The organism is Formosa haliotis, from assembly GCF_001685485.1.
Lineage (GTDB): Bacteria > Bacteroidota > Bacteroidia > Flavobacteriales > Flavobacteriaceae > Formosa > Formosa haliotis.
Map to the genome: position 1 here is coordinate 778,002 of NZ_BDEL01000001.1, position 22,256 is coordinate 800,257.

Annotated in this window: 17 protein-coding genes; 4 read left to right on the forward strand and 13 right to left on the reverse strand. The window is 34.8% G+C overall.

All coding sequences use genetic code 11. The features are described 5' to 3' along the window. The first annotated feature begins 80 nt into the window (after nucleotides 1-80). On the forward strand, nucleotides 81-539 hold the full coding sequence (locus tag A9D35_RS03290) for a (2Fe-2S)-binding protein (RefSeq protein WP_066218985.1): 459 nt from the start codon (nucleotides 81-83) through the stop codon (nucleotides 537-539). A 2-nt stretch (nucleotides 540-541) separates the two neighbouring features. Next, nucleotides 542-2,728, forward strand: coding sequence for a xanthine dehydrogenase family protein molybdopterin-binding subunit (locus A9D35_RS03295; protein ID WP_066218988.1), 2,187 nt, complete (start codon nucleotides 542-544; stop codon nucleotides 2,726-2,728). 73 nt (nucleotides 2,729-2,801) lie between these two features. Here the strand turns inward: A9D35_RS03295 and A9D35_RS03300 are convergent, their stop codons facing one another. From A9D35_RS03300 to A9D35_RS03340, 9 genes are all read right to left on the reverse strand, one after another. Beyond that, nucleotides 2,802-3,200: a c-type cytochrome gene (locus tag A9D35_RS03300; RefSeq protein WP_066218991.1), complete on the reverse strand. Its 399-nt coding sequence runs from the start codon at nucleotides 3,198-3,200 to the stop codon at nucleotides 2,802-2,804. Between the two features lie 8 nt (nucleotides 3,201-3,208). After that, nucleotides 3,209-5,497, reverse strand: coding sequence for a beta-galactosidase (locus A9D35_RS03305; RefSeq protein ID WP_141675460.1), 2,289 nt, complete (start codon nucleotides 5,495-5,497; stop codon nucleotides 3,209-3,211). A gap of 133 nt (nucleotides 5,498-5,630) precedes the next feature. Continuing rightward, nucleotides 5,631-6,413: an HpcH/HpaI aldolase family protein gene (locus A9D35_RS03310; protein WP_066218997.1), complete on the reverse strand. Its 783-nt coding sequence runs from the start codon at nucleotides 6,411-6,413 to the stop codon at nucleotides 5,631-5,633. Nucleotides 6,414-6,416: 3 nt separating this feature from the next. Beyond that, nucleotides 6,417-7,871 carry an NAD-dependent succinate-semialdehyde dehydrogenase gene (locus tag A9D35_RS03315; protein ID WP_066219001.1) on the reverse strand — a complete coding sequence of 485 codons (1,455 nt, stop codon included), beginning with the start codon at nucleotides 7,869-7,871 and terminating at the stop codon, nucleotides 6,417-6,419. A 21-nt stretch (nucleotides 7,872-7,892) separates the two neighbouring features. Continuing rightward, entirely contained in the window at nucleotides 7,893-9,044 is a 1,152-nt protein-coding gene (locus tag A9D35_RS03320) for a mandelate racemase/muconate lactonizing enzyme family protein (RefSeq protein WP_066219004.1), read from the reverse strand. Nucleotides 9,045-9,443: 399 nt separating this feature from the next. Beyond that, complete coding sequence (locus tag A9D35_RS03325; protein ID WP_066219006.1) at nucleotides 9,444-9,797, reverse strand: hypothetical protein; 354 nt, start codon at nucleotides 9,795-9,797, stop codon at nucleotides 9,444-9,446. A 32-nt stretch (nucleotides 9,798-9,829) separates the two neighbouring features. Continuing rightward, the gene (locus tag A9D35_RS03330; protein WP_235817841.1) at nucleotides 9,830-10,843 is read right to left on the reverse strand and encodes a family 16 glycosylhydrolase; all 1,014 of its coding nucleotides are present in this window, start codon (nucleotides 10,841-10,843) and stop codon (nucleotides 9,830-9,832) included. A 16-nt stretch (nucleotides 10,844-10,859) separates the two neighbouring features. After that, nucleotides 10,860-11,849, reverse strand: coding sequence for a family 16 glycosylhydrolase (locus A9D35_RS03335; protein ID WP_066219009.1), 990 nt, complete (start codon nucleotides 11,847-11,849; stop codon nucleotides 10,860-10,862). A 239-nt stretch (nucleotides 11,850-12,088) separates the two neighbouring features. Next, on the reverse strand, nucleotides 12,089-12,946 hold the full coding sequence (locus A9D35_RS03340) for an AraC family transcriptional regulator (protein WP_066219011.1): 858 nt from the start codon (nucleotides 12,944-12,946) through the stop codon (nucleotides 12,089-12,091). A 424-nt stretch (nucleotides 12,947-13,370) separates the two neighbouring features. Here A9D35_RS03340 and A9D35_RS18490 point away from each other — a divergent pair, with 424 nt between their 5' ends. Together A9D35_RS18490 and A9D35_RS03345 are read left to right on the forward strand one after the other, a co-directional pair. After that, nucleotides 13,371-13,679, forward strand: coding sequence for a hypothetical protein (locus A9D35_RS18490; protein WP_141675461.1), 309 nt, complete (start codon nucleotides 13,371-13,373; stop codon nucleotides 13,677-13,679). Further along, the gene (locus tag A9D35_RS03345; RefSeq protein ID WP_141675462.1) at nucleotides 13,625-14,374 is read left to right on the forward strand and encodes a T9SS type A sorting domain-containing protein; all 750 of its coding nucleotides are present in this window, start codon (nucleotides 13,625-13,627) and stop codon (nucleotides 14,372-14,374) included. The genes A9D35_RS18490 and A9D35_RS03345 overlap by 55 nt, the downstream gene beginning before the upstream one ends. Nucleotides 14,375-14,963: 589 nt before the next feature. Here the strand turns inward: A9D35_RS03345 and A9D35_RS03350 are convergent. From A9D35_RS03350 to A9D35_RS03365, 4 genes are read right to left on the reverse strand one after another with little or no spacing between them, the layout of a single operon-like run. Further along, complete coding sequence (locus tag A9D35_RS03350) at nucleotides 14,964-15,404, reverse strand: hypothetical protein (protein ID WP_141675463.1); 441 nt, start codon at nucleotides 15,402-15,404, stop codon at nucleotides 14,964-14,966. Between the two features lie 48 nt (nucleotides 15,405-15,452). Continuing rightward, nucleotides 15,453-17,144 carry a hypothetical protein gene (locus tag A9D35_RS03355; protein WP_066219020.1) on the reverse strand — a complete coding sequence of 564 codons (1,692 nt, stop codon included), beginning with the start codon at nucleotides 17,142-17,144 and terminating at the stop codon, nucleotides 15,453-15,455. Nucleotides 17,145-17,158: 14 nt separating this feature from the next. Then, nucleotides 17,159-18,916, reverse strand: coding sequence for a RagB/SusD family nutrient uptake outer membrane protein (locus A9D35_RS03360; protein ID WP_066219023.1), 1,758 nt, complete (start codon nucleotides 18,914-18,916; stop codon nucleotides 17,159-17,161). Between the two features lie 11 nt (nucleotides 18,917-18,927). Then, a complete protein-coding gene (locus A9D35_RS03365; RefSeq protein ID WP_066219025.1) occupies nucleotides 18,928-22,023 on the reverse strand; it encodes a SusC/RagA family TonB-linked outer membrane protein in 3,096 nt (1,031 codons plus the stop codon). Between the last annotated feature and the right edge of the window lie 233 nt (nucleotides 22,024-22,256).

Genomic DNA, 22,256 nt, shown 5'->3' on the forward strand with positions numbered 1-22,256 from the left:
ATTAATTAGAAAACTAATTTTCAACACATTACAAGAAACATTACATTTAAAGAATAAGTCAATTATATAAACAAACAACTATGATAACGCTACATATAAACGGCACCACTCACAAAATAGATGCAGAACCCGATATGCCCTTACTTTGGGCCTTACGAGACCTTCTAGGTTTTACAGGAACAAAATACGGATGTGGGAAAGGCCTTTGTGGCGCCTGTATGGTTTTAATGGATGGACAAGCCGTAAATTCGTGTTTAATGCCCGTTTCAGCAGTACAGGGTAAAACTTTAATGACCATTGAAGGAGAATCTGAAAATCTTCAATTATTACAAAAATCATGGGCCGACCTAAATGTTCCGCAATGCGGATTTTGTCAACCAGGTCAACTTATTACAGCCACGGCACTTTTAAATAATAATCCATCACCAACTGATGACGATATAAATTCTGCCATGTCTAGAAATTTATGTCGTTGTGGTACGTACCAACGTATTAAAAAAGCAATTCATCAAACTGTAGATCAAAAAACAAAACCTTAATTATGGCAGGAATAAAAAATATAAGCAGACGAGGTTTTATAAAAAATATAGGCTTAGCTTCTGGCGGATTCATATTAGCAACATCGCTTTCGTCTTTCACCAAATTTGCAGAGGTGGTTACAGAAGTCAAGTCTTTTAATCCTAATTTATTTATTCAATTAAATCCAGATGGCAGCTTAATATTGGTAGCCTCTCGATCGGAAATGGGACAAGGAATTAGAACAGCCTTAACCTCGGTAATTGCAGATGAAATGGAAGCCGATTGGAATCGTGTTTCAGTAAAACAAGCCACTGGAAACGCCATATATGGTAACCAGAACACCGATGGATCTAGAAGTGTTAGAACTCTTTACCAAACCATGCGAGTAATGGGGGCTACAGCAAAAGCGATGCTAATTACTGCTGCAGCAAAAACATGGCAAGTTCCAGAATCTGAATGTGTCGCCGAAAACCATTTTATTACACATACTTCGGGTAAAAAATTAGGCTATGGCGAATTAGCTCCTTTAGCAAGCACTATAGATACTCCTGAACATGTAACACTTAAATCACCTAAAGATTTCAAGTTTATTGGAAAGCAATTACCTAGTATAGACGTTCATGATTTTGTTAATGGAAGTGCGATTTACGGATTGGATAAACGCTTGCCTAATTTAAAATTTGCTGCGGTAAAACGTTGTCCTGTTACTTTTGGAACAGTAAAAACTTTCGACAAAACAGAAGCATTAAAAATAAAAGGTGTGCTCGAGGTTGTTGAAATTCCTTGGGTAAAACGCGCCTATGGTGCTCTGGGAGGTGTTGCTGTAATCGCTACAAATACATGGGCCGCTTTTAAAGGGCGAGATGCGTTAAAAGTAACTTGGGATTATGGCGAAAATAAAGATTATAACACTGAATTATTTATAAACCAACTAGAAGAAACCGTACATAAAAAAGGTCGGGTTGACAAATCTATAGGGAATACAGAAACCGCTTTTAGTACAGCAAGCAATATAGTTGAACACACTTATAAATTACCACATTTGGCGCACACTCCTATGGAAGTTCCAAATGCGATCGCGTGGGTTCAAGGTGATACTTGCGAAGTTTGGGCTCCTGTACAAGCTCCTCAATCGGCAAGAAAAGAAGTTGCTAATTTTTTAAATATAGATGAAGAAAAAGTCACTATAAACGTACAATTGTTAGGTGGTGGTTTTGGAAGAAAGGCTAAACCCGATTATGTTGTTGAAGCCACTGCTTTATCTAAAGCCATTAATGCTCCTGTTCAGGTAGTTTGGTCTCGTGAAGACGATATTAAAAACGCCTATTATCATACCATTTCGTCGCAATATTTAAAAGCTAGTTTAGACAAAAACGGACAAGTCACGGGTTGGTTACACCGTTTGGCACTACCTACAATAAAATCTACTTTTCAGCATGGTGCCAATACGCCACAAGCGGGCGAACTGGATAGCGCTGTAAATGTACCTTATAATATTCCTAATATTCAAATTGAAAGCGGAACCTCTAATGCACACCTTAGAATTGGTTGGTTACGTTCGGTAATAAATATTCCAAATGCATTTTGTATAAATGTTTTCGCCGATGAATTAGCTGCCGAAACAGGAAAAGACCCTTTAGAATTCAGATTAAATCTTATTGGTCCCGACAGACTTGAAGACACTAAAAACGAATATAAATACGATACTGCAAAACTGAAACATGTACTTAAAACAGCTGCAAAAAACATTGGTTATGGCAAACCATTACCTAAAGGACATGGCATAGGATTGGCAGTACATTATAGTTTCTTTTCGCATGTTGCCACAGCCATAGAAGTTTCGGTTATTGATAACAAGCTAAAAGTACACAACGTGAGTATTGTAATTGACTGCGGGACTGCTATTAATAAAAATTCGGTTGTAGCGCAGATGGAAGGGGCTACTGTTTTCGGTTTGTCTTTAGCCATGTATGGCAAAATATCGACTAAAAATGGTGTTGTTGAACAAAGTAATTTTAATGACTATCAAATTTTAAGAATGGTTGATACTCCTAAAACACAGGTTGAAATTATTGAAAATAATGCCAAACCTACCGGGGTTGGCGAACCAGGAGTTCCTGTTATTGCTCCTGCACTTGTAAATGCCATATTTAATGCTACTGGAAAACGGTACAGAAGTTTGCCTTTATCTGAACATGGTTTGGTATAATCACTACAGTTTAATTACTAAAAACGCAGATAACGTATTGTGATCTGCGTTTTTATTTTCATAGTACACCTATTTATTTTATAGCCGTTGCTATTGTTTCTTCTTCTATTAACCCAAATTCATTCCCCCAACTGTTGGAGATATAATTTACAACATCTGTTAATTCCTTTGTACTTAAATTATGACTTGGCATACTGCCGTAATACGACACACCGTTTACTTTAATTTCACCACTTAGGCCTTTTAAAATATTTTGGGCCGCTCTAGGAATATCCGACAGCAAATAATCCGACTTGGCTAAAGGCGGAAATGCTCCTGTTAAACCTTCCCCATTTTCCATATGGCAAGCAATACATTGTACATTATAAATCTGTTTACCCCTATTTATACGCTCTTGTAATTCATTCTGACCGAAAACAAAACCCGTATACAACATTACAGTAAGGCTTATTATACTTTTAATAAAATTCATAGTCAATATTATTTTTTTTCTGATAATTCAACAAAATACACCTCGTAAGGTTTTAACACAGGCTGCAAGGACACTTCTATACCATTTAACAGGTCCTTACAGTAGACCTCATGTTCTGCCCCTTTAAGCTTTATCGCTATATTGGTGTCTGTTTTACCCAAGTTAATTATAGACAGAACATAATTTCCTGCATCGTTTGTTGTGTAACGCCACATACATCCTTTATAACCGTTCGCGTTTGTTTCTGTTACCGAAATTTCGGGCAGACCACTTTTGTTTTTTACTTGCGCTAAAACCGACGCTTTTGTTCGATCTAAAGTAGAAACAATTAATAAGGTTCCTTTACTCTGCTTTAATCGTTCTAAAGGCAATCCGTATTCATTCCTTTTTAAACTGATCGCATCTGTAATAATTGTACCTCCTTCATCTAAATACTGCTGTAAGGCATTTAATTCTTCTTGAGTAACATGTTCTGTATTATACACCAAAACCACATCCCACAAGTTAGAATTCTGCTCTAAAAGTATATTCTTGGTGGCAAATCCCAAAGGAATCCCTTCAAAATTTAAAGCTTCATACGCTTCAAAAATACCATCCATATAGCTGGCTTTATTTGCTGCAGACGTTTTAGAATAAAATAAGCGAATAGGTTTTCTCGCATTTTGCATCTTAACAATCTCTTCACTATAGGAGTTTAAATCCATAATAGTTGAAAACAATTCATTGGTAACCTGTGGTTGCTGATTGTTAGATCCTGCATAACCTTTAGTTACTTTTTTTCTTAAGGAGCCATCTATATCTCTTGGCCAATACCACGTTTGCGATGCATTTAAACCTAAAATATGAGCCGCCCAATGTACAGCTCGCACATAGGCAGGATCCATATATAAATCGCGTGAATGATTGGTACTTAACAAATGACTTTCGGAATTAAAATTAAGTTGATTAGGACGTACAGATTTCAAAAAATCATAGCCCATAAAGAGCTCTCTCCAGCCAAAAGCATATTTTTGGTCTAATACAATTTCTCCCGATCGGGTATAATTATAATTTGCTGCAACATCGTTACCGTTAATCTCACTCAATTCTGTTAAAGCTTCCAAATCAATACCTGTACAAGGATCGTTATTGGTAAAAAATGAAGGCATAATTTTTAATTGCGCCTTTGCACTGGGATCGTATTTTCTTATTTCAGATTTCATCCAAGTAAACCATTGGGTTACTCTATAGTCATTAAAGGTATTCCAATCGTACCATTTTGGAGTGCCCAGAAGTGAAATATCCATAGGGATTTCTACAGTAATGGCATCAAAATTTTTAAAATTCGTGTGCCACAATGCATTTAATTGCGCTATAGATTGATGCTTTGTTTGTAACCATTTTTTAAACTTTTCAATGGTAAATGCGCTTACACTTTGACTGCTCCACACTTTTTTAGAACCATTTTTATAAGTAATCCATCGTGGCTCGTTACATAACATATAACCTAAATTGGTATACTGTTTACCTGCCATTTTAGGAACAGTTCCTTTGATAAGATTCCCCATTAATTCCTTTGCTCCCGGGTTATCGATATCATACTCTAAAAACGGAGCACCTTGCATACGATTAAATGTAGCACCGTATTTTTTGTTTGTCCATTCTGGCACATTTTTATTATTTATAAACACAAAACCAGGTGTATTACTTGATTCGGCATATAATTTTTGAAGAAAATTTTCATCCACATTTCCAGAAGCATCTACAAACGAGGGTGAGATAAACGCCACATCTAAATCCCCATAAAACTCTTGTAACTGTTTAGAATCTGGTTTCCATGTAAAATCGGCCAAAAAAACAGGCCGGTTATTACATGTAATTTGATTAGACTCTACCTTAACTTTAGTCCAATCTATATTAGGAATTGGTTGTCTTATTACTTTACCATCCCGCAACTTTTCAGCATATAGTATGGCATTATCAAGCATCTTAATAATGTCGTTTCTTTCAAAATCTGGTAGAGCCTCGGCCATAGATTTCGCATTGTTTTTATAAATTGAAAATTGCTTGAAATAGGATTCGTTTTCAGCCTTATGGCTTTCATCCCATTGGGCATATTTCAAAAACTCTTCGGCCGTTCTCACTGTCATGCGCTCTTTTAAAGCATCTTTTCCTTGAGCTTCAATGGTGTAAATTAATTGATCTAGTTGTGAAATTTTATTATTAGCAGTCTTTTCTAAGGATTGTGAAAAAGACAAATTAACCATTAATACGAAGAGATAAACAAATCCTTTATATTTTATTTTTGAAACCATCATTTGAAATTTTTATTCCATTAAATTTAGAACTAAAAAAAAGAGAACAGCTAAATTATAGTTATTCCCTTTTTCACTCACTTATAAATAATCCTATAATTCCTCATGCAAAAGATTTATTATAGTTTTTTATACATTATAAAAACACATCGTTTTTACAGTGTAATTCTTTTGTAATGCCCTTAAAGGTATTCATGACTAAGCCAACATCTACGGAATACGAGATATATTGCACGCCAATATCTTTCCACATTTTAGCTTTTTCAGGCGATTCTGTAAACGTACCTACAGCTTTACCATATTTTTTAGCTGTTTTTACAGCATCTTTCATAGCATTCACAACTTTCGGGTCGTTAACTTGACCTGGAACTCCACAAGATTGCGATAAGTCGTAAGGCCCTAAGAAAATGACATCAATACCATCAACTTGAACAATCTCCTCTAAATTATTAATGCCTTCCATTCCTTCAATATGAATAATGGTTGTTACTTGATCATTAGCATTACCAAAATGATCGGCACCATTAATATTGGTATATTCTGCAGCACGCACATAACGGCACATACCGCGTTCTCCTTTAGGATAAAACTTAGTGGCTTTTACAACTTTATCGGCATCTGCTTTGGTACAGATTTGAGGTATTTGAATACATTTAATTCCAATATCTAAGGCTCTTAAAATTAAAGTTTCCGAATTTTCGGTTACCCTAACTACTGGTGTTATACCTTTAGCTTCTGCCGCACGAACCATATTTTGAGTAGATTCTATGCTAAATGGACCATGCTCCATATCTATAATTACAAAATCGAAACCGCTAAAAGCAGCAATTTCTACGATAGCTGGATCTTGCATTTTACAAAACGGGCCAAACACTGTATTTCCCGCTTTAAGACTGTCTTTTAATAGATTTCTAATCATAATTTATAATGCTGTTGAAACACGTTTTTTAACTAAATAATCCTCTAATGCTAAATGCGAACAATCGTGACCTATACCACTATTTTTAAAACCTCCATGCGGCAAATAAATCGCGTATTTTACACCATTAATTTGGATTTCTCCAAACTCAAGATCTTCTGTAAAACGCTCAATGCGTTTATGATTGTTTGTGAATATATAGGACGCTAAACCAAATTCTGTATCGTTAGCCAATTCTAAAACTTCATCATCTGTATCGAAAGGCATTACCCCTGCCACAGGACCAAAAGTCTCTTCTCTAAACAATTTCATATCTGTTGTAATGCCAGACAGGATTGTAGGTTGAAACCAGTTTCCGCCTTCTGGTAAATCTGCAGGAATTTCTCCTCCATATTCTAATTTCGCTCCTTTGCCAACGGCATCTTCTATTAACTCCAACATTCTATCCCTAGCACTTCTAGAAGCTAACGGCCCCATAAATACATCTTCGTTTTCTTTAATCCCGAAACCAATTTTTATTTCTGAAGCACGTTTCACATAAGCCTTCAAGAATTTATCATAAATGTTTTTATGAACAAAAATCCTGTTTGCAGCTACACAAATCTGACCCGTATTGCCGAATTTTAAACCTATTGCAAGATCTAAAGCCGTATCAAAATCGGCATCTTCAAAAACAATAAATGGTGCGTTACCTCCCAATTCCATTCCTAATTTTTTGATAGAAGTTGTACTATCGGCAATAACTTTCTGACCCGTTTGTGTAGACCCTATCATTGTTAATACCGCTGGGATTTTACTTGTTGTCATTGGTGTTGCCACATCACGACTAGATCCGGCCAAAATATTTACAACACCTTTAGGGAAGTTTATGCTATGTAAAATTTCGCCAACCATATAAGTTGATAATGGAGAAAGTGCAGAAGGTTTAATAATTAAAGAACATCCTGCAGCTAGTGCTGGTCCAATTTTATAACCTACATTTAAAAGCGGGAAATTCCATGCTAAATACGCAACGACTACCCCTGCAGGCTTCGCAATCATTTTATGGGTATGCGTATTATCGTAATCTGGAATTTGCTCTTCTCTTAAATTCTTCATGGCATTTGGATACCACTCTAAAGCCTCTGTAAGTCTTTCAATATCCTCTAATGACCCAGCATAAGTTTTTCCCATTTCATGAACCATTGCAGTTCTTAGTTCGTGAGATTTTTCTAATATGGCATCGCGTAGTTTAAGCATCCATGTTGTACGTTCATCTAACGAAAGGTTTTTCCAATAATTAAATCCTTTTTGAGACGATTCTAAAGCCCTTAAAGCATCTTCTTTTCCTGCTTTTGCCACCTGAGCAATAACTTCGCCCGTGGCAGGACAAATAACATCCTCGCGCTCTCCACTTGCCGAATCAACTAATTGTCCGTCGATGTATAATTTTTTATATCCGAAATTCTCTGTTTTCATAATCTTATTTAATTCTGAATATTATTTTAATACGGTCTCGCTTTTATGAATGCTATACTTTTGTAATACATCCTCATCGATATCGATACCTAATCCAGGTCTGTTTGGAACCTCGAGATATCCGTCTTTCATGACTATAGACGGATAAGTCAGTTTTTCTCTTAACCCATTTTCTGTCTGATCGTATTCTATTAAAAACTCTGGTTGATACATTCGTCCTGGAATGGATTCTAAATTTGAAATAAAATGTAAGGCGACATGAATACCTATAGATGTTCCCCATGTATGCGGAATAAGATCTACGCCATTTGCACTCGCAAGTGCCGAAATACGCTTAGCCTCTGTTAATCCCCCACTGGCACAAATATCGGGTTGAATTATATCTACCGATTTATTTTGAATGAGTTGTTGAAACCCAAATCTTAAATATTCACATTCACCACCAGAAATTGGAATGGTTGTTTTTTGTCTTAATTCGTTATACTGACCGTAAAACTCTGGCGAAATAGGCTCTTCGAACCAACCAATATCGTATTTTTCAATTTTTCTTGCTAATTCTGTAGCTTCTCTTAAAGTATATGCATGATTAGAATCGACCATTAACTTAATGTCTGGCCCAATATACTCACGCATTTTTTTAACATTTTCAACATCTGCCTTTATACCTAAGCCCACTTTCATTTTCATGGCTTTGAAACCTTGAGCAATATAAGATTTAGCTTCCTTTTCAAAATCTCTAGCAGGATTTTCAAAATCTGTAAAATACATACCTGTTGCATAAGGCATGATTTTAGTACGATGTGCCCCACCTAACAGAGTTGAAATTGGTAAACCCAAAACCTTTCCTTTTAAATCCCAAATGGCAATATCTATGGCACTCATAGAAGCTACCAAAACGCCACGTCTTGCAAAATCGAGAGATTTTCGATACATTTTATTCCAGATAACTTCGTTTAATAAAGGATTTTCTCCTACAACTGTTGCTTCTAACATTTTTATACCGGCTTCTAATACAGTTGCTGGACCGTAGCCTTCACCCCAACCATATTGTCCGTTTGATGCCGTGATTTTCACAACACAAATACAACGTTCAGAATATTCCCATTGCGAAAAGAAAAAGCTTTTAGAAAGTTTATCTTTTAATATAAAGGTTTCTATTTTTTCAATTATCATATTTTAAATTTTTCAAGGTTGGTTACACATTACTACACGAATCCCCAGATGTTAGTAAAAATTCAATTAAACTACAAATTACTATAAATCAATCGTATAATATCATTCCTAATTATTAATTGTAGTAATAAACGCGTATTTGTTTATTCATTTACAAGAGACTAAATTATATATAATCTTAAGGTTTTAATCCTAAGAAATTACCCTAGAGAAAATCAATTTTACCCCATTTTTACTTACCCATCCTTTTAATTGCGTAAATTATTGCACTTAAGCCACTTCTTTACTGTTAATAAAGAATATATAATATCATACCAGGGTATTAAATAAAAAATGCCTCGAAAAACAAGAACTGTTTTTACAAGACATTTTTACCATTAAAATAAAATACACAATGATTTAAACTTTTTTAAGCTCTACTTGCATACGCTTAGAAAAATCCTGTAATTCTTTAGGTGTTTTTCCTGCAATTTGGGAAAACGTAGTATTAAAATTAGTATTAACGTCGTTTAGTTTAGATTTTTTTTCCTCGGCGGTTATAGATCCCGATTTAAAATCTTTCATAACCCCCATATAGTCTGTTATGTAAGCATTACGTGCATCAAGTAGTGCTTTATGCTGCGATTCATTTAGATTAAATTCTTTATCTGCCGCATTTACAAAATAATCAATTTTCTTTTGTTGGGATTTATTTTGACCATACATGGTAGAAAATGAAACCAGCACTAATAGTAGTAAAAGTATTTTTTTCATGAGAATTGTTTTAAGTTACTGAGTTATTAATATTATTTCTTTTGCCATACACGAACATATTCAATTTCGAAATCAACTACACCATCATCTTTGTCTCCTTCAGGACTGTTACGTTCTAAATCTGATTTGCTTTTTGGATATCCATGCCAAGGAAACGTTTCTTGATCTAACCATAAACTAATTGGTTTAGTAGCGACATAACCATTGTATTGATCTGGAACGTCGCGATTTTCCTTCGCCCAAGTTGTGACTTGATCTGCTGTCACTTCTGAAAACAGCTTGCCATCTACAAAATATTTCATTCCGTTTTCGTCCCATTCTACACCATAAACATGAAAATCGTCTGCCACTCTAAACCCTAAATCCTTTTTTTCTGTGTATGTAGGCTTACCTTTCAAAATTTTATTCCAATCCCGAATAGACCACCAAAGCTGACTGTCTAAATGGCTTATATTTTTTTCTGAAACACCTCCAAATAATTCATAAAAATCAATTTCTAACTTATCTCCCATGGCCCAAAATGCACTTGAAACCTCAGCATCTGCAGCTTTACTTTTTATTTCTATATAACCGTATTTAAACTCTCGACGTCCTATTAAACAAGCAGTCGTAAGGTTTTCATAAGGTAAGGCATCTCCAAAAACAGGTGTATGTACCTCTTTTTCGAATGGAAAATCTGGTTCCCAATGCGTTTCTAAAACCAATTTACCTTCTTCTAAACGGTAATTTCTACCTGAAAACTGTGAAGGCGCTCTCCCCTTCCATACTTTTTTATTAGGCTTATCGGGATGTTTATATACAGGTTTACCATTCTCGAATTTACCCACTACATACCAACGCTCTTCATTTAAGGCTGGTGCTTCGAACTCGTCGCTAACCGCATCATTAAGCACCCAATTTCCCGTATTATCCGGATCGGAAAAAGGCACAACCTTGTTAACACTTATAATCTTAGAAGAATTTTCGGGCATTGTTTTGGATTTACATCCTACCCCAACACTAAAAATCATAACCCCCACTAATACGTTGAAAATACTTTTAAACATATATACAATTTATAGATTACCCTTTTTGCCAAACCCTTAAATATTCAATCTCAAAATCGATAGTTCCATGTTCACCAACTTCTTCTTTAGAGTCTGGAACACCGTGCCAAGGAAACGTTTCTTGATCGAACCATAATTTTAATGGTTTCGTAACCACATAGTTTTCTTTAGATCCGTTTCCTCCATTATGAATACTATCATCATACGCGTTAATTTGACTTACTGATGCTTGGGTAAACAACTCGCCATCTACATAAATTTTAATACCTGCTTCGCTCCAATCGAACCCATACACATGAAATTCATCGGCTACTCGGAATCCTAAGTCATGATTTTCTGTATAAGTTGTATGTCCTTTCCCCTCTGGAGTCCAATCGTGAATGGACCACCATAGTTCGCGATCCCGCCACAATTTATTTTCTTGCTTATGATCTCCAAACATTTCGAAAAAATCAAATTCTGTATTACCTCCTGTTCCCCAAAAGGAACTCGTAATTTCGGCATCGGCAGCTTTAACTTTCACTTCTAAATAGCCATATAAAAATTCGCTTTTCGCAATTACCGCAGCAGTAGTTATGTTTTCATATTTTGTTCCATCTGCATCTACTTTTGGAGAAAAATTATAATCTGGCTCCCATCGGGTTTCCAATTTTAATTTACCATCTTCTAGCCTTACATTATCTGTACTGAATTGAGATGGTGCTCTTCCTACAAAATTCGATTGATATTCCCCGTTTCTACCTTGGATAAGCCATTTATCCTCGTTTAAAGTTTCTGCTTCAAATTCATCGCTTACGGCGGTATTGATTTTCCAATTCCCATTATTCTCTTGATCGGACAATGGTAAACTTGGGTCGTAAACCTCGGGGTCTGTAACATCCGGATCTGTAGTGCTAGAACCTGAAGCATCATCACTAGTACAGTTTAGTAAAAAACTTGCAAAGAGTACTGCTAATGAATATTTTAAAATTTGTTTATAAACAGGTGGTCTTGTTATCTTTTTCATTTCAATCAAATTAACACGCTACATTTTCCAAAACAAGGAAAAACAGACTATCTAATATGAAACAAATTAAATAAAATACAAGAAGACTAAATCAGCTAAAATTAACCACTACTAACACTATTTTACCCTAAGAAAACTAAATGAATAACATAGTTGAAACAAAAAAGGTTTTATACTCTAAAAGTGAGTTTATAATTGTAGAACTGAAAACGATTTGCGTTTAATTCTGAAATTATTTACTATAATTTATAACGGTAAGCTTTGGGTGTAAGCCCCATAATTTGTTTAAACTGCTTATTAAAATTAGGAATAGATTTGTAGCCTACACTATAACATATTTCCGAAATCGGACTATTTTCTTGTACGAGCATACGCGATGCATTTCTGATTCTAACCTGATTTAAAAACTCGGTAAACGATTTATTTGTAAGCTTTTTAAAGAATCTACAAAATGAATTGGTGGTCATGCATGCAACTTCTGCTACATCGTTTAAACTAATATCATTCTTATAATTTTCGGATATGTATTTAATTACAGCATCTAAACGATCTGGAGATTCCGACGTAAATTGACGCATATCTGTTGTAGATAATACTTTTTTGTTTTCGGTTAAAGACAGTTTGTACAAAATTTCTAAAAGTGAGATAGACTGGTAGCCTTTAGACAAATCTGTAATTTCAAGTAACTCCTCTCGAATGCTATCGCTAACCGATTTGTCAAACGACAAGCCATACTTAGACAGTTCTAGCATTTTTTTAACCTCAGAAAATTCAGGGTTTTCAAAAGTTCCTTCTCCCATAAAATTGTCTGTAAATTTTATAACCGTAGTATTTACCATTAAGTCCTTTTGCCCTTCGTAATACGATTCATCATTTCGCCACAAGTGCGGCAAATACGACCCAACCAAAACCAAATCGCCAGGATAAAATGGCGAAACGCTATCTCCTACAAACCTAATCCCACTACTTTCCGAAATATATAACAATTCGAATTCTGCATGATAATGCCAAGATTGATCTAAACAAGGAACAGATCTCTTATAAATATTAACGCGTTTATTTACAAAATTCTCGGTGTTTTTTAAGACTAGTTTCATAGAATGAGATATTAAGGATTTATGACACTTTTTATTCTGAGTATCGAATAAATAAGCTATAAATCATGATAAATAATAATGATAACAACTGAATATTACCCCAAATATGATGTAAATATAATAATTTTCAAACATTCGAGTAAAATAATTAACAATAAGCAAGCATAGATTTTAAATTTTCACTAATATAATTCTCATTTTTTACGAAATCAACAAAACATTGTAAACAACCTAATTTTAGGATTAGACAACACAAAGTATATACAAGCACAGGATCGGCTACAAAAAGCTTTAAATCAGCATCAAGTAATCATTAGAATTAAAAACAGGATAAAAAACAGTTAGTGGAAGGTAATTAATGCAAAATGCTTAACCTATATATTCATTTAATTTGAGTATTAACTATTCATCTAAAATTAATATTATGAAAAAACTTTACTCAAGTATTCTAATTGCTTTGGCCGCAACCACGGTTTCAAGCGCACAAGTAGTTGTAGATTTCTCTGATGACTCCTATCACACTACCGAAGTAACAACTAATCTGGGAAATCATGCAGACTGGAGTTATGGAGGCGGTGCTTGGCGTGTAGACGGAGATAACGACCAAATAGTAAATTTAAAAGCGAATTGGCAGTTATGTGTTTACAATATACCTTTTAAACAGAAAAGGTTGGAGATGTGTTGTCTGCCAAAGTTACCACACGGTTGGGTGGCGATGAACTTGATTTTTTAGCAGAAGAATCTTTTTTATTAGTAGGATTTCAAACCAATACTACGCTTACAGGATCTAGTCGCGACAATAGAGAAGGTGTTATAATTAAATCTTCGGCAGCGGCAGACAACCAAGTATTTTTAGCCTCGCAAGGCATGGGTAATTTCGATAAGAACCCAACAATTTCTCAGGCAGATAAAGGACCCTACGAAATTATTGTAGAAATTGAAATCGCTGAAGATGCTGCGAGTACAGTATTAAGCTCTAGAATTAGAAATTTAACTTCTGACGAAACATCTGAGACTATTACTGTTACTGGAATTAATCAAGTGGTTTATGATGCTATTGTAGGTGATGGTGCATATTTAATGCTATACAACTATAATCCTTTTCAAGGGATTGAAGGTGTAGATTATAACATTACAAGTATTTTCGTAAATGAAATAGTGTTAGATGTAAAATCGAGTACACTATCTACACCTGATCTTAAAACTTCAGACTTTGCTCTGTATCCAAACCCAGCAGAAGATGTGCTTTATATTAATAGTTCTACTAAAATTGAAAAAGCTGAAATTTTTGATGTGTTAGGAAAATCGGTATTATCTCTTAAAAATGTAAACGATGTTATAGATATTTCTACATTAAAAAACGCTTTATACATGCTTAGACTAACTACCAACACAGGTGTTTCTATAAAGAAATTTGTTAAAAAATAAGATTTTACAACCCCACTTTTAATAAAACACCCTTTTGATGCTTTAATCAGAAGGGTGTTTTTATTTCCGTTTACAAGGTATTACAGTCTACAAATAGCACTCAAACAATCTCTCCTAAAAATAGTCAAAAATCATCTAGCATTTTAACCTGAAGTTCTTTCTATACTTCAATTCCTTTATAACATCTTAAAACACGATTTTAACGATTTCAAATTTTTAAAATTCACTTCCAGATCTATTTTCCGATATCCACATGATTCACCCTTATACGCTACACCGATTTTACATTCTGATTGTGCATCCTACTAGATAATTACGTAAAGAGCATCGCGTATTTCGCCTGAACCACTACACATTTATACTAATTATTATAAACACAACACCGCAGAACTTATAATTTCTAATTAAAATAGCTTGATAGGATAGGCACTTTTATTAAAAACATGAGATAATAGATGTGTCTCTTTTCTGCGATTTAACAATTGTAGTCGCTCCAGCTTTCTTCTAATCTCACCTAACATGTTATAAAAAAAAGGATAAAACACAGATGCGCTTTACCCTTTTCTAACCAAATTAAATTACAAGTTAACTAATTATAGACCTCTATTTCGTCTATTTTTACACCAGTATATTCTATTGTTACTACATTACCATCTTGATAATTAGATATTGCCATTAACGTACCTTCTCCAAAATCTCTATCTCCCGTAAGGTTATAGTCTACTTGGTACGTCTCGATATCATCTTCACCATCGCCATCTAAATCTGGCATAGTACGTTCCTTTTCTACACTCCACATAACATCAATACTAGCAGCTGAAGAATTATCTGTATAATTCATAGATTCATAATTCTTTGCATTTACCTCTGTTATATACTCTATGGTTAAAGGCGTTTCTTGATATACATTTAGTTTATAGGGTGCATTTTGACCAACTATATTGGTTATAGAATACACCGGAACTAAAGAAATATCTGGTTCTTTAAAATTCGATTCTTCTTCGCAAGCCAACACAAAGAGTGCTAGCATAAAAAGGCTTATATATTTTATAATATTTTTCATCATTATCTAATTTAATTAAGGTCTTACTTCTACTACTTTTAAGGCAAAATCATCAAAGTATATGGTTTGTCTTCCTACACCTGCCCCTGGATTATCATCTGGAGAAACTAATAATGTTAATTTCAATTTCTCGGTAATTGCAGGAACTGTAATAATTTGTTTAACCTGTGTCCATTGTCCTTTGGTTACACCTGAAAGATCCCATGATTGACCAAATTCTGGAACGATATCACCATAGGTTCTAAACGCTGTTATAGAACTATTTGGATCTAAATACACCATATAAGACACTTCGTAAGTACCCGCTTCTACCAAATCTATAGTTCCTAAACCATAAGAAAATAATTGGAAATTTTTTGAAAGCTCTTCTACAGAAAGTTTAACAGATGCTAGGCCGTTAGAAGCGCGTTCTTCTGTTCTAGACCAATTAGGATCTTGTGCTGTATTGTTTGCTCCTACCCAAAATGCGCCATTAGGTCCTAAATATCCTCGATTTAAAGCATCCATATAAATTTCATAACTTGCCCAGCTTCCAGACTTAAGAATATTGTTGCCAATATGCATAGAGACAGTTTCTGGCCCAAAGGATTGCAGCGTTCTTTGATCTAAAGATTGTATGCCCCCATCACTAGTGTAGGTCACAGTAATCTCATCAGAATTATAAATTGGCTGCGTCAGTTTTAACTCCATTATTGTACTGTTGCTGCTTACCTTAGCAGAGTGTACCGGAACTATCTGGTCGAATCCAGAGACTGAATTCACTACATGAACTTGAAAATTTTGTTCTTGGCCTGTAAATGGAGCTATTTCACCGTTTACTCGGAACGTAATTGTTTCGTTTTCTAGTTCTTTTAAATTGCCATCGAAAACAAATGGTTGCGTAGATTGAATTACCTTAACTCTTAATGGTATTAATTTTTCAGTATTATACTTTGGAAGCTCGTTTATACGTGAAGATTTCATACTACCCGCATTATAGGTCCCGAGTTTATAAAATTTTATTACTGCCGTAACACCCCCAGTTTGGGCAGGCGTTCCGTGAGGTACAACCCACGACCTAGCATTTGGACGTCCAACAGTTGTGGCATCTTCAAACACTAATTCCCCTCCTGCTTCTACTTCTACTTCTGGCCAACTTAAAGAATCCTTAAGCAAAGGCATATCATCGGCTAAAACATCTAAAACCACAGCATCGTTTTGAAACACTTTAAAAGCAGGTTTTATATTTTCATAAACATCAAAAACAAAAGAGGTATCTATGACCCATAAATCGCCTTCTTGTACCGCTTCTATTTTTCCATCTTTTCCGTTATAGCTTACAGGATGTTTAAACTTATTTAACAATCTTACTTTATTTATTCCTGGATTATTAAATAACACATGTGCTTTTTCTGTATCAATTTTTAATCCAGCAGCTTCATCAATAAAGTTTGCTAAAGTATCATTTGGTGCAAATCCAGATTTAAGAAAATGATTCCCTTCCTCAATTTGCCATTCATGACTTACAGTACCTTGCGAGAGGTCGAAAAACGACATAAACGTGTCTATGTTAACACTAAATGGATTTACTGCAAATTTATCAATACTTATAATCCAGGACACGTCTGAAAGGTCATCTGGCGCTGTATACTCTACGTAATCATCATCTGAACAACTAAAACCTAGCAGCACACATAAAATAGGTAGAATTAATTTTATATTTTTCATCTCTTTATTTTTAATTAGTTGTTTGTATTTCTTTCATCTAAAGGTATTGGATAGGTACCATGTGTGGCTTCTGAATAATTTAAAGCAGGCTTATCATATTCATAATCCACAATAACTCGATTTACTCCTGGATCTTGAGCTACTAATGATGGGAAGTTGGCTTTAGTTACCGTTTCTCCTTCATCATTGCTATAAATAAAGTTAACACCATAAAACGTCATATTAGACAATTCTCTTAAGCGATCTTCAAAACCATAATTATCTGATTTTTTCCATCGTTGAAAATCTAACCATCTAATACAATGCCCTTCAGCCCCCATTTCTAACGGCTTATCTTTGTACATTAATTGATGCATTAATGTTTCGGCAGTATAATTTATCTCATCGTAAGTGTGTGCCGAGTCTGATCCTGATGGTCCTAATAATACTAAGCCCCATCGTTTACGAATTTCATTCATTAGCTCTAATGCGCCATCAACATCGCCTGTTTTAATTTTACATTCTGCCTGCATTAGCATAACATCGGCCAACCTATTTAGCACCACATTTTTACTAGAAAGAGTAGCAGAATTATAAGGCAATTCTGTTTCTGAAGCCACAATATCGTGGTTAGTGTATTTCTTCCACCATGCAAATCCCCAAGCTGTACCATTAAAACGGGTATATTCACTAGTTGGAGCTTTGTAGTACTCGGTTTGAGTATCTTCTACCAATGCCATCATGGCCGAAGCTCGTAAAGGCACATTTCGTTGAGTAACTCCTGAAATTGGATTATTATAATAATTTCTATCATCTAATGGATCCATTGGTTCTGTTTTGTACTCATAAGCAATCCATGCAGGACCAGTAGCTCCTCGTGTTCCTGAAGTTTGCTGATTTAACCAATTGGTTCCAGAATCACCATTCCATCTACTTAATTCAATTCTTATAAAATCTTCTGAAAAGTTAATTTCCAAAATTGACTCTTTATTGAATTCTCCCGCGGTGGTAAATAATTTAGCAGGATCGTATTCTAACTGATACCCATGGTTATAAATAACATCATCAAAATAAGGCATCGCCATATTATATTCTAATTCGTATAAATAAGTAGAACCTAATATTGTTGCAGCTGCCCCAGAAGTAACCCTACTTAAATCTCCATCTGGATATTCTCCATTTTTATACAGATGCTCGTATGCATATTTTAAATCTTCACGTACAAAAGCTACTACTTCTACTTTGGGCGATAACGGTTTCGCAAAATCTGCTTCGGTAACCGCAACTTTATCTCGGATCACAATTTTACCATCGTTGAAAGTTGTGTAAAGATAGAAATGAAATAAGCCTCTAAAAAAACGTGCTTGTGCCATTTGAGAAATCCATTCTTCTCTATCGCTTACTGTACCTTCAATATTCTCTAAAGCTTCAATAACCTGATTGGCTCTAAAAATACCTTGATAATTTGTGTACCATTTTTCAGCTATTTCATCAGAACTTGCTGTGTATGTATGGTTATAAAATGGCTCTGTGAACTGAGGTACAGGGCGACCATAACCTGGGTATCCCATATCCGACCGTTGCATTTCCTCTATAATATTGATTAAAAATGGGCTGTGTAAAATTTTATACACCGCATTTAAACCAGTACCTGTTTCTTTTAGATTTCTCCAATAACTATCTTTAGAAATTTCATTCGGATTAACTTCATCTAAAAAATCGTTATCCTGACAGGAGGAAAAACTTCCGATGATTAATAGTCCTAAAAATGCTTTTATAATTGTATTCTTCATGATTCTTCGTCTTAAAAATTCAAATTAAGTCCTAATAAATATTGTGCCGATGTTGGCCCTGTTCCTTTATCTAAACCTTTACCAGCAATTCCACCTCCAATTTCAGGGTTATAACCAGAATAACTTGTAAATGTTAAAGCGTTTTGTGCTGTAGCGTAAAGTCTGAATCTTGCTAATCCTAATTTTTCGCTTGTTTTTTTAGGTAAACTATAACCTATTGTAGCTTGTCTTAATCGTAAATAAGATCCATCTTCAAGATATAAATCGCTATATCCTATAAAGTTTCTATGGGTTCTTATATCTCCTCTAAAAGCAGGTATTGATGTTTCTGGGTTAGCTTCAGACCATTGATAGATTTGATCTTTATGTCTTCCAAAACCATAAGCCCAAGCATCAAAACCATTCATGATCTCCTGCCCAATTGCTGCGTACCAGTTCATTGAGAAATCGAAACTTTTATAGGTTAAGTTTAAATTATAACCAATTTCGAAATCAGGTAAACCACTTCCGCTATACACACGGTCGTTATCATCTAACATATTGTCACCATTTTGGTCTATAAAAATGACATCTCCCATTCGTGCACCGCTATCTATTTTTTGATATTCTGCTAATTTTTCTTCAGTATCTACGATACCGTTTGTTCGCCATAAAAAGAACGATGCTACTTCATGACCAACAGATAAAGCTGTTACTCTAGATTGAGCTGGAGCTCTACCAACTAAACCATTATCGTTTGTAAATAAAAAGTCTGTATTACCATTAATTTTAGTAATCTCGTTGGTGTTGGTTGAAAATGTTCCGTTCATTCTCCAATTTACCTTTCCTGTTTTCATGCGGTAACCCATAGTTAATTCGGCACCACTATTCACCATATTACCTACGTTTAACGTTACTGTTGCATTATATCCACCTCCCACAGATAATGGTAAAAACACTGGAAATAACATATCTTCTTTACTCGCGTAATAATATTCTGCAGATAAGGTTAATTTATTCTTGAAGAAAGCGAAATCCATACCTATGTTACTTGTAGTAGTGGTTTCCCATTTTAGTAACTGGTTTGCTAAACTAGTTTGTGTTGCACCTAAATTTAAGGTCTCGTTAGTACCGTTGTAACCCACGTAGTTAATATCTTGAGAGATCACTGGAGAAAATTCGTAAGATCTAATTCTGTCGTTACCCACAGAACCATAAGACAATCTTACCTTCCAGCTATTAATCGTCTTTTTCATACCTGACCAAAAATTTTCTTCCGAAATATTCCAAGCCGCAGCAACCGATGGGAATGTTCCCCATTGCTGATCTGCATCAAATTTAGAGGACCCATCACGACGAATACTAGAACTTAATATGTAGCGATCTTTGTAGTTGTACTGTATTCTACCAATAGTACCAATTCTTGTATCTGTATAATCGAAACCAGACGATACACTTTGATCTCCCGTAGCACCATCTAACACATCTAAATCTGGATTAGTAGCTCCTAATCGCTGTGCTGCAAATTGCTCGTTTTTATATTTTTCGAACGTTGTAAACAAAGTAAAAGTAAGATCATGATCGTTAATTTTCTTGTTATAAGTTAAACCAGCATCTACACTAAAACTTGTTCTAAACCCACTAGACCTTCTAATATAGCTATTAGAAGGCGAGGTTTGAACCACACCTTTATCACTAACAACTTCTTGATATGGTCTGTATTCACTACCATAGGTATTTGTAGTTGTTATACCTGTGTTTACTGCTGCAGAAAGATCATCTGTAATTTCGTAATTTGCATTTAAAGAAGCATTCGTTCTAACCGATCTAACATCTTGGGTTGTTCTAATACTTTCTAAAACCCAGTTTAGTCGATTTACATCGTCTCCATCTCCTCCGTCAAGTACATCATAATAATCTGGATCTAAACTATTTTGGGTGGGATTATATACTATGGCTTGAGACACTAAGTTTCCTTGAGGAATGTCTCTATCGTCTACAGATAAACCTACACTTGTTTGTAACCTTAATTTATTTTTTTCATAAACCGTATTAGACCTTACATTAAAACGTTCGTAACCTGAGTTAATTTGAAGCCCTTCCTGGCTGTAAAATCCTAACGAAACGTTATAGGTAATAGAATTTGTACCTCCAGAAATATTCGCGTTATAATTCTGTACTGGAACATCGTTATTAAATATTAAACTATTTAAATCGGTCTCGTTCTGGAACGAATAGGCATTATTCAATAATTGTAAACTTAAAGCCGCATCATCGTCTGAGGCTCCAGTAATATTTCTTTGTGTAACTATATCAAAATAGGTTTGCTCTACAGAATTCATTAGTGGCACTGCCTTATTTCTATGCGTAATACCATAACTTGCATTAAGTCTTACTTGCAACGCCCCAGCTTCACCTTGTTTGGTTGTAATAATAATTACCCCTGTAGCACCACGAGAACCATAGATTGCAGTAGAAGCTGCATCTTTTAAGATATCGATAGTCTCAATATCTGAAGGTGGAATTCTTGGATCTCCTTCTTGTACTATACCATCTACAACATATAGCGGCGTATTATCGCTTAACGACGTTATACCACGAATTAAAATTTCTGAATCTCCTCCTGGAGTTGCCGATGTGATAACATTCACACCAGCTGCTTGTCCTTGTAATGCAGATGACAAATCTGAAGTTACGATTTTCTCTAAATCATCTGATTTAACTTGTGCTACTGCACCAGTTAGTTCTTTCTTTTTAACTGTTCCGTAACCAATTACAACAACTTCTTCTAAGGCATCCACCTCTTCTACCATGGTAACATTCATAGTAGCCGACTTTACCTTTAGGGATTGCGGAGTCATACCTAAATAACTAAACTTCAATACATCTCCCATTGCTGCTTCAATAGAAAATACCCCATCAAAATCGGTGACAGCCCCAGTACGTTTTCCTTCCTTTTCTAAAAGGACAGAAACCCCAGGTAAAGGCATATCATCCTCTCCTTTAACTACTCCAGTAATCGTCTGTGTTTGGTTTTGGGCATACATCCCGGTACACAAAACTAAACATAGTAATAGAACAATTTTACCCTGTATTTTCCCTACAGTTAAACCTTCTTTTCTTTTCATTAGTTTGATTTTAATTAGCTTGTTTTAAACAATAATCTGTTTGACCAAAAACGCACAAATAAGCAATTATATGTAACAAAACACCTGTTTTGTTATCATATTTATAATTTAAACTCTTTGATCGGATGTAAAATTAAATTTAATAAATGTTAAAGAAATATTAATAATTACCTTTCACTTAACGTATTTTACCTGAGTACAAGTTTAAACTTAACTTATTGCCTATTAAAGTA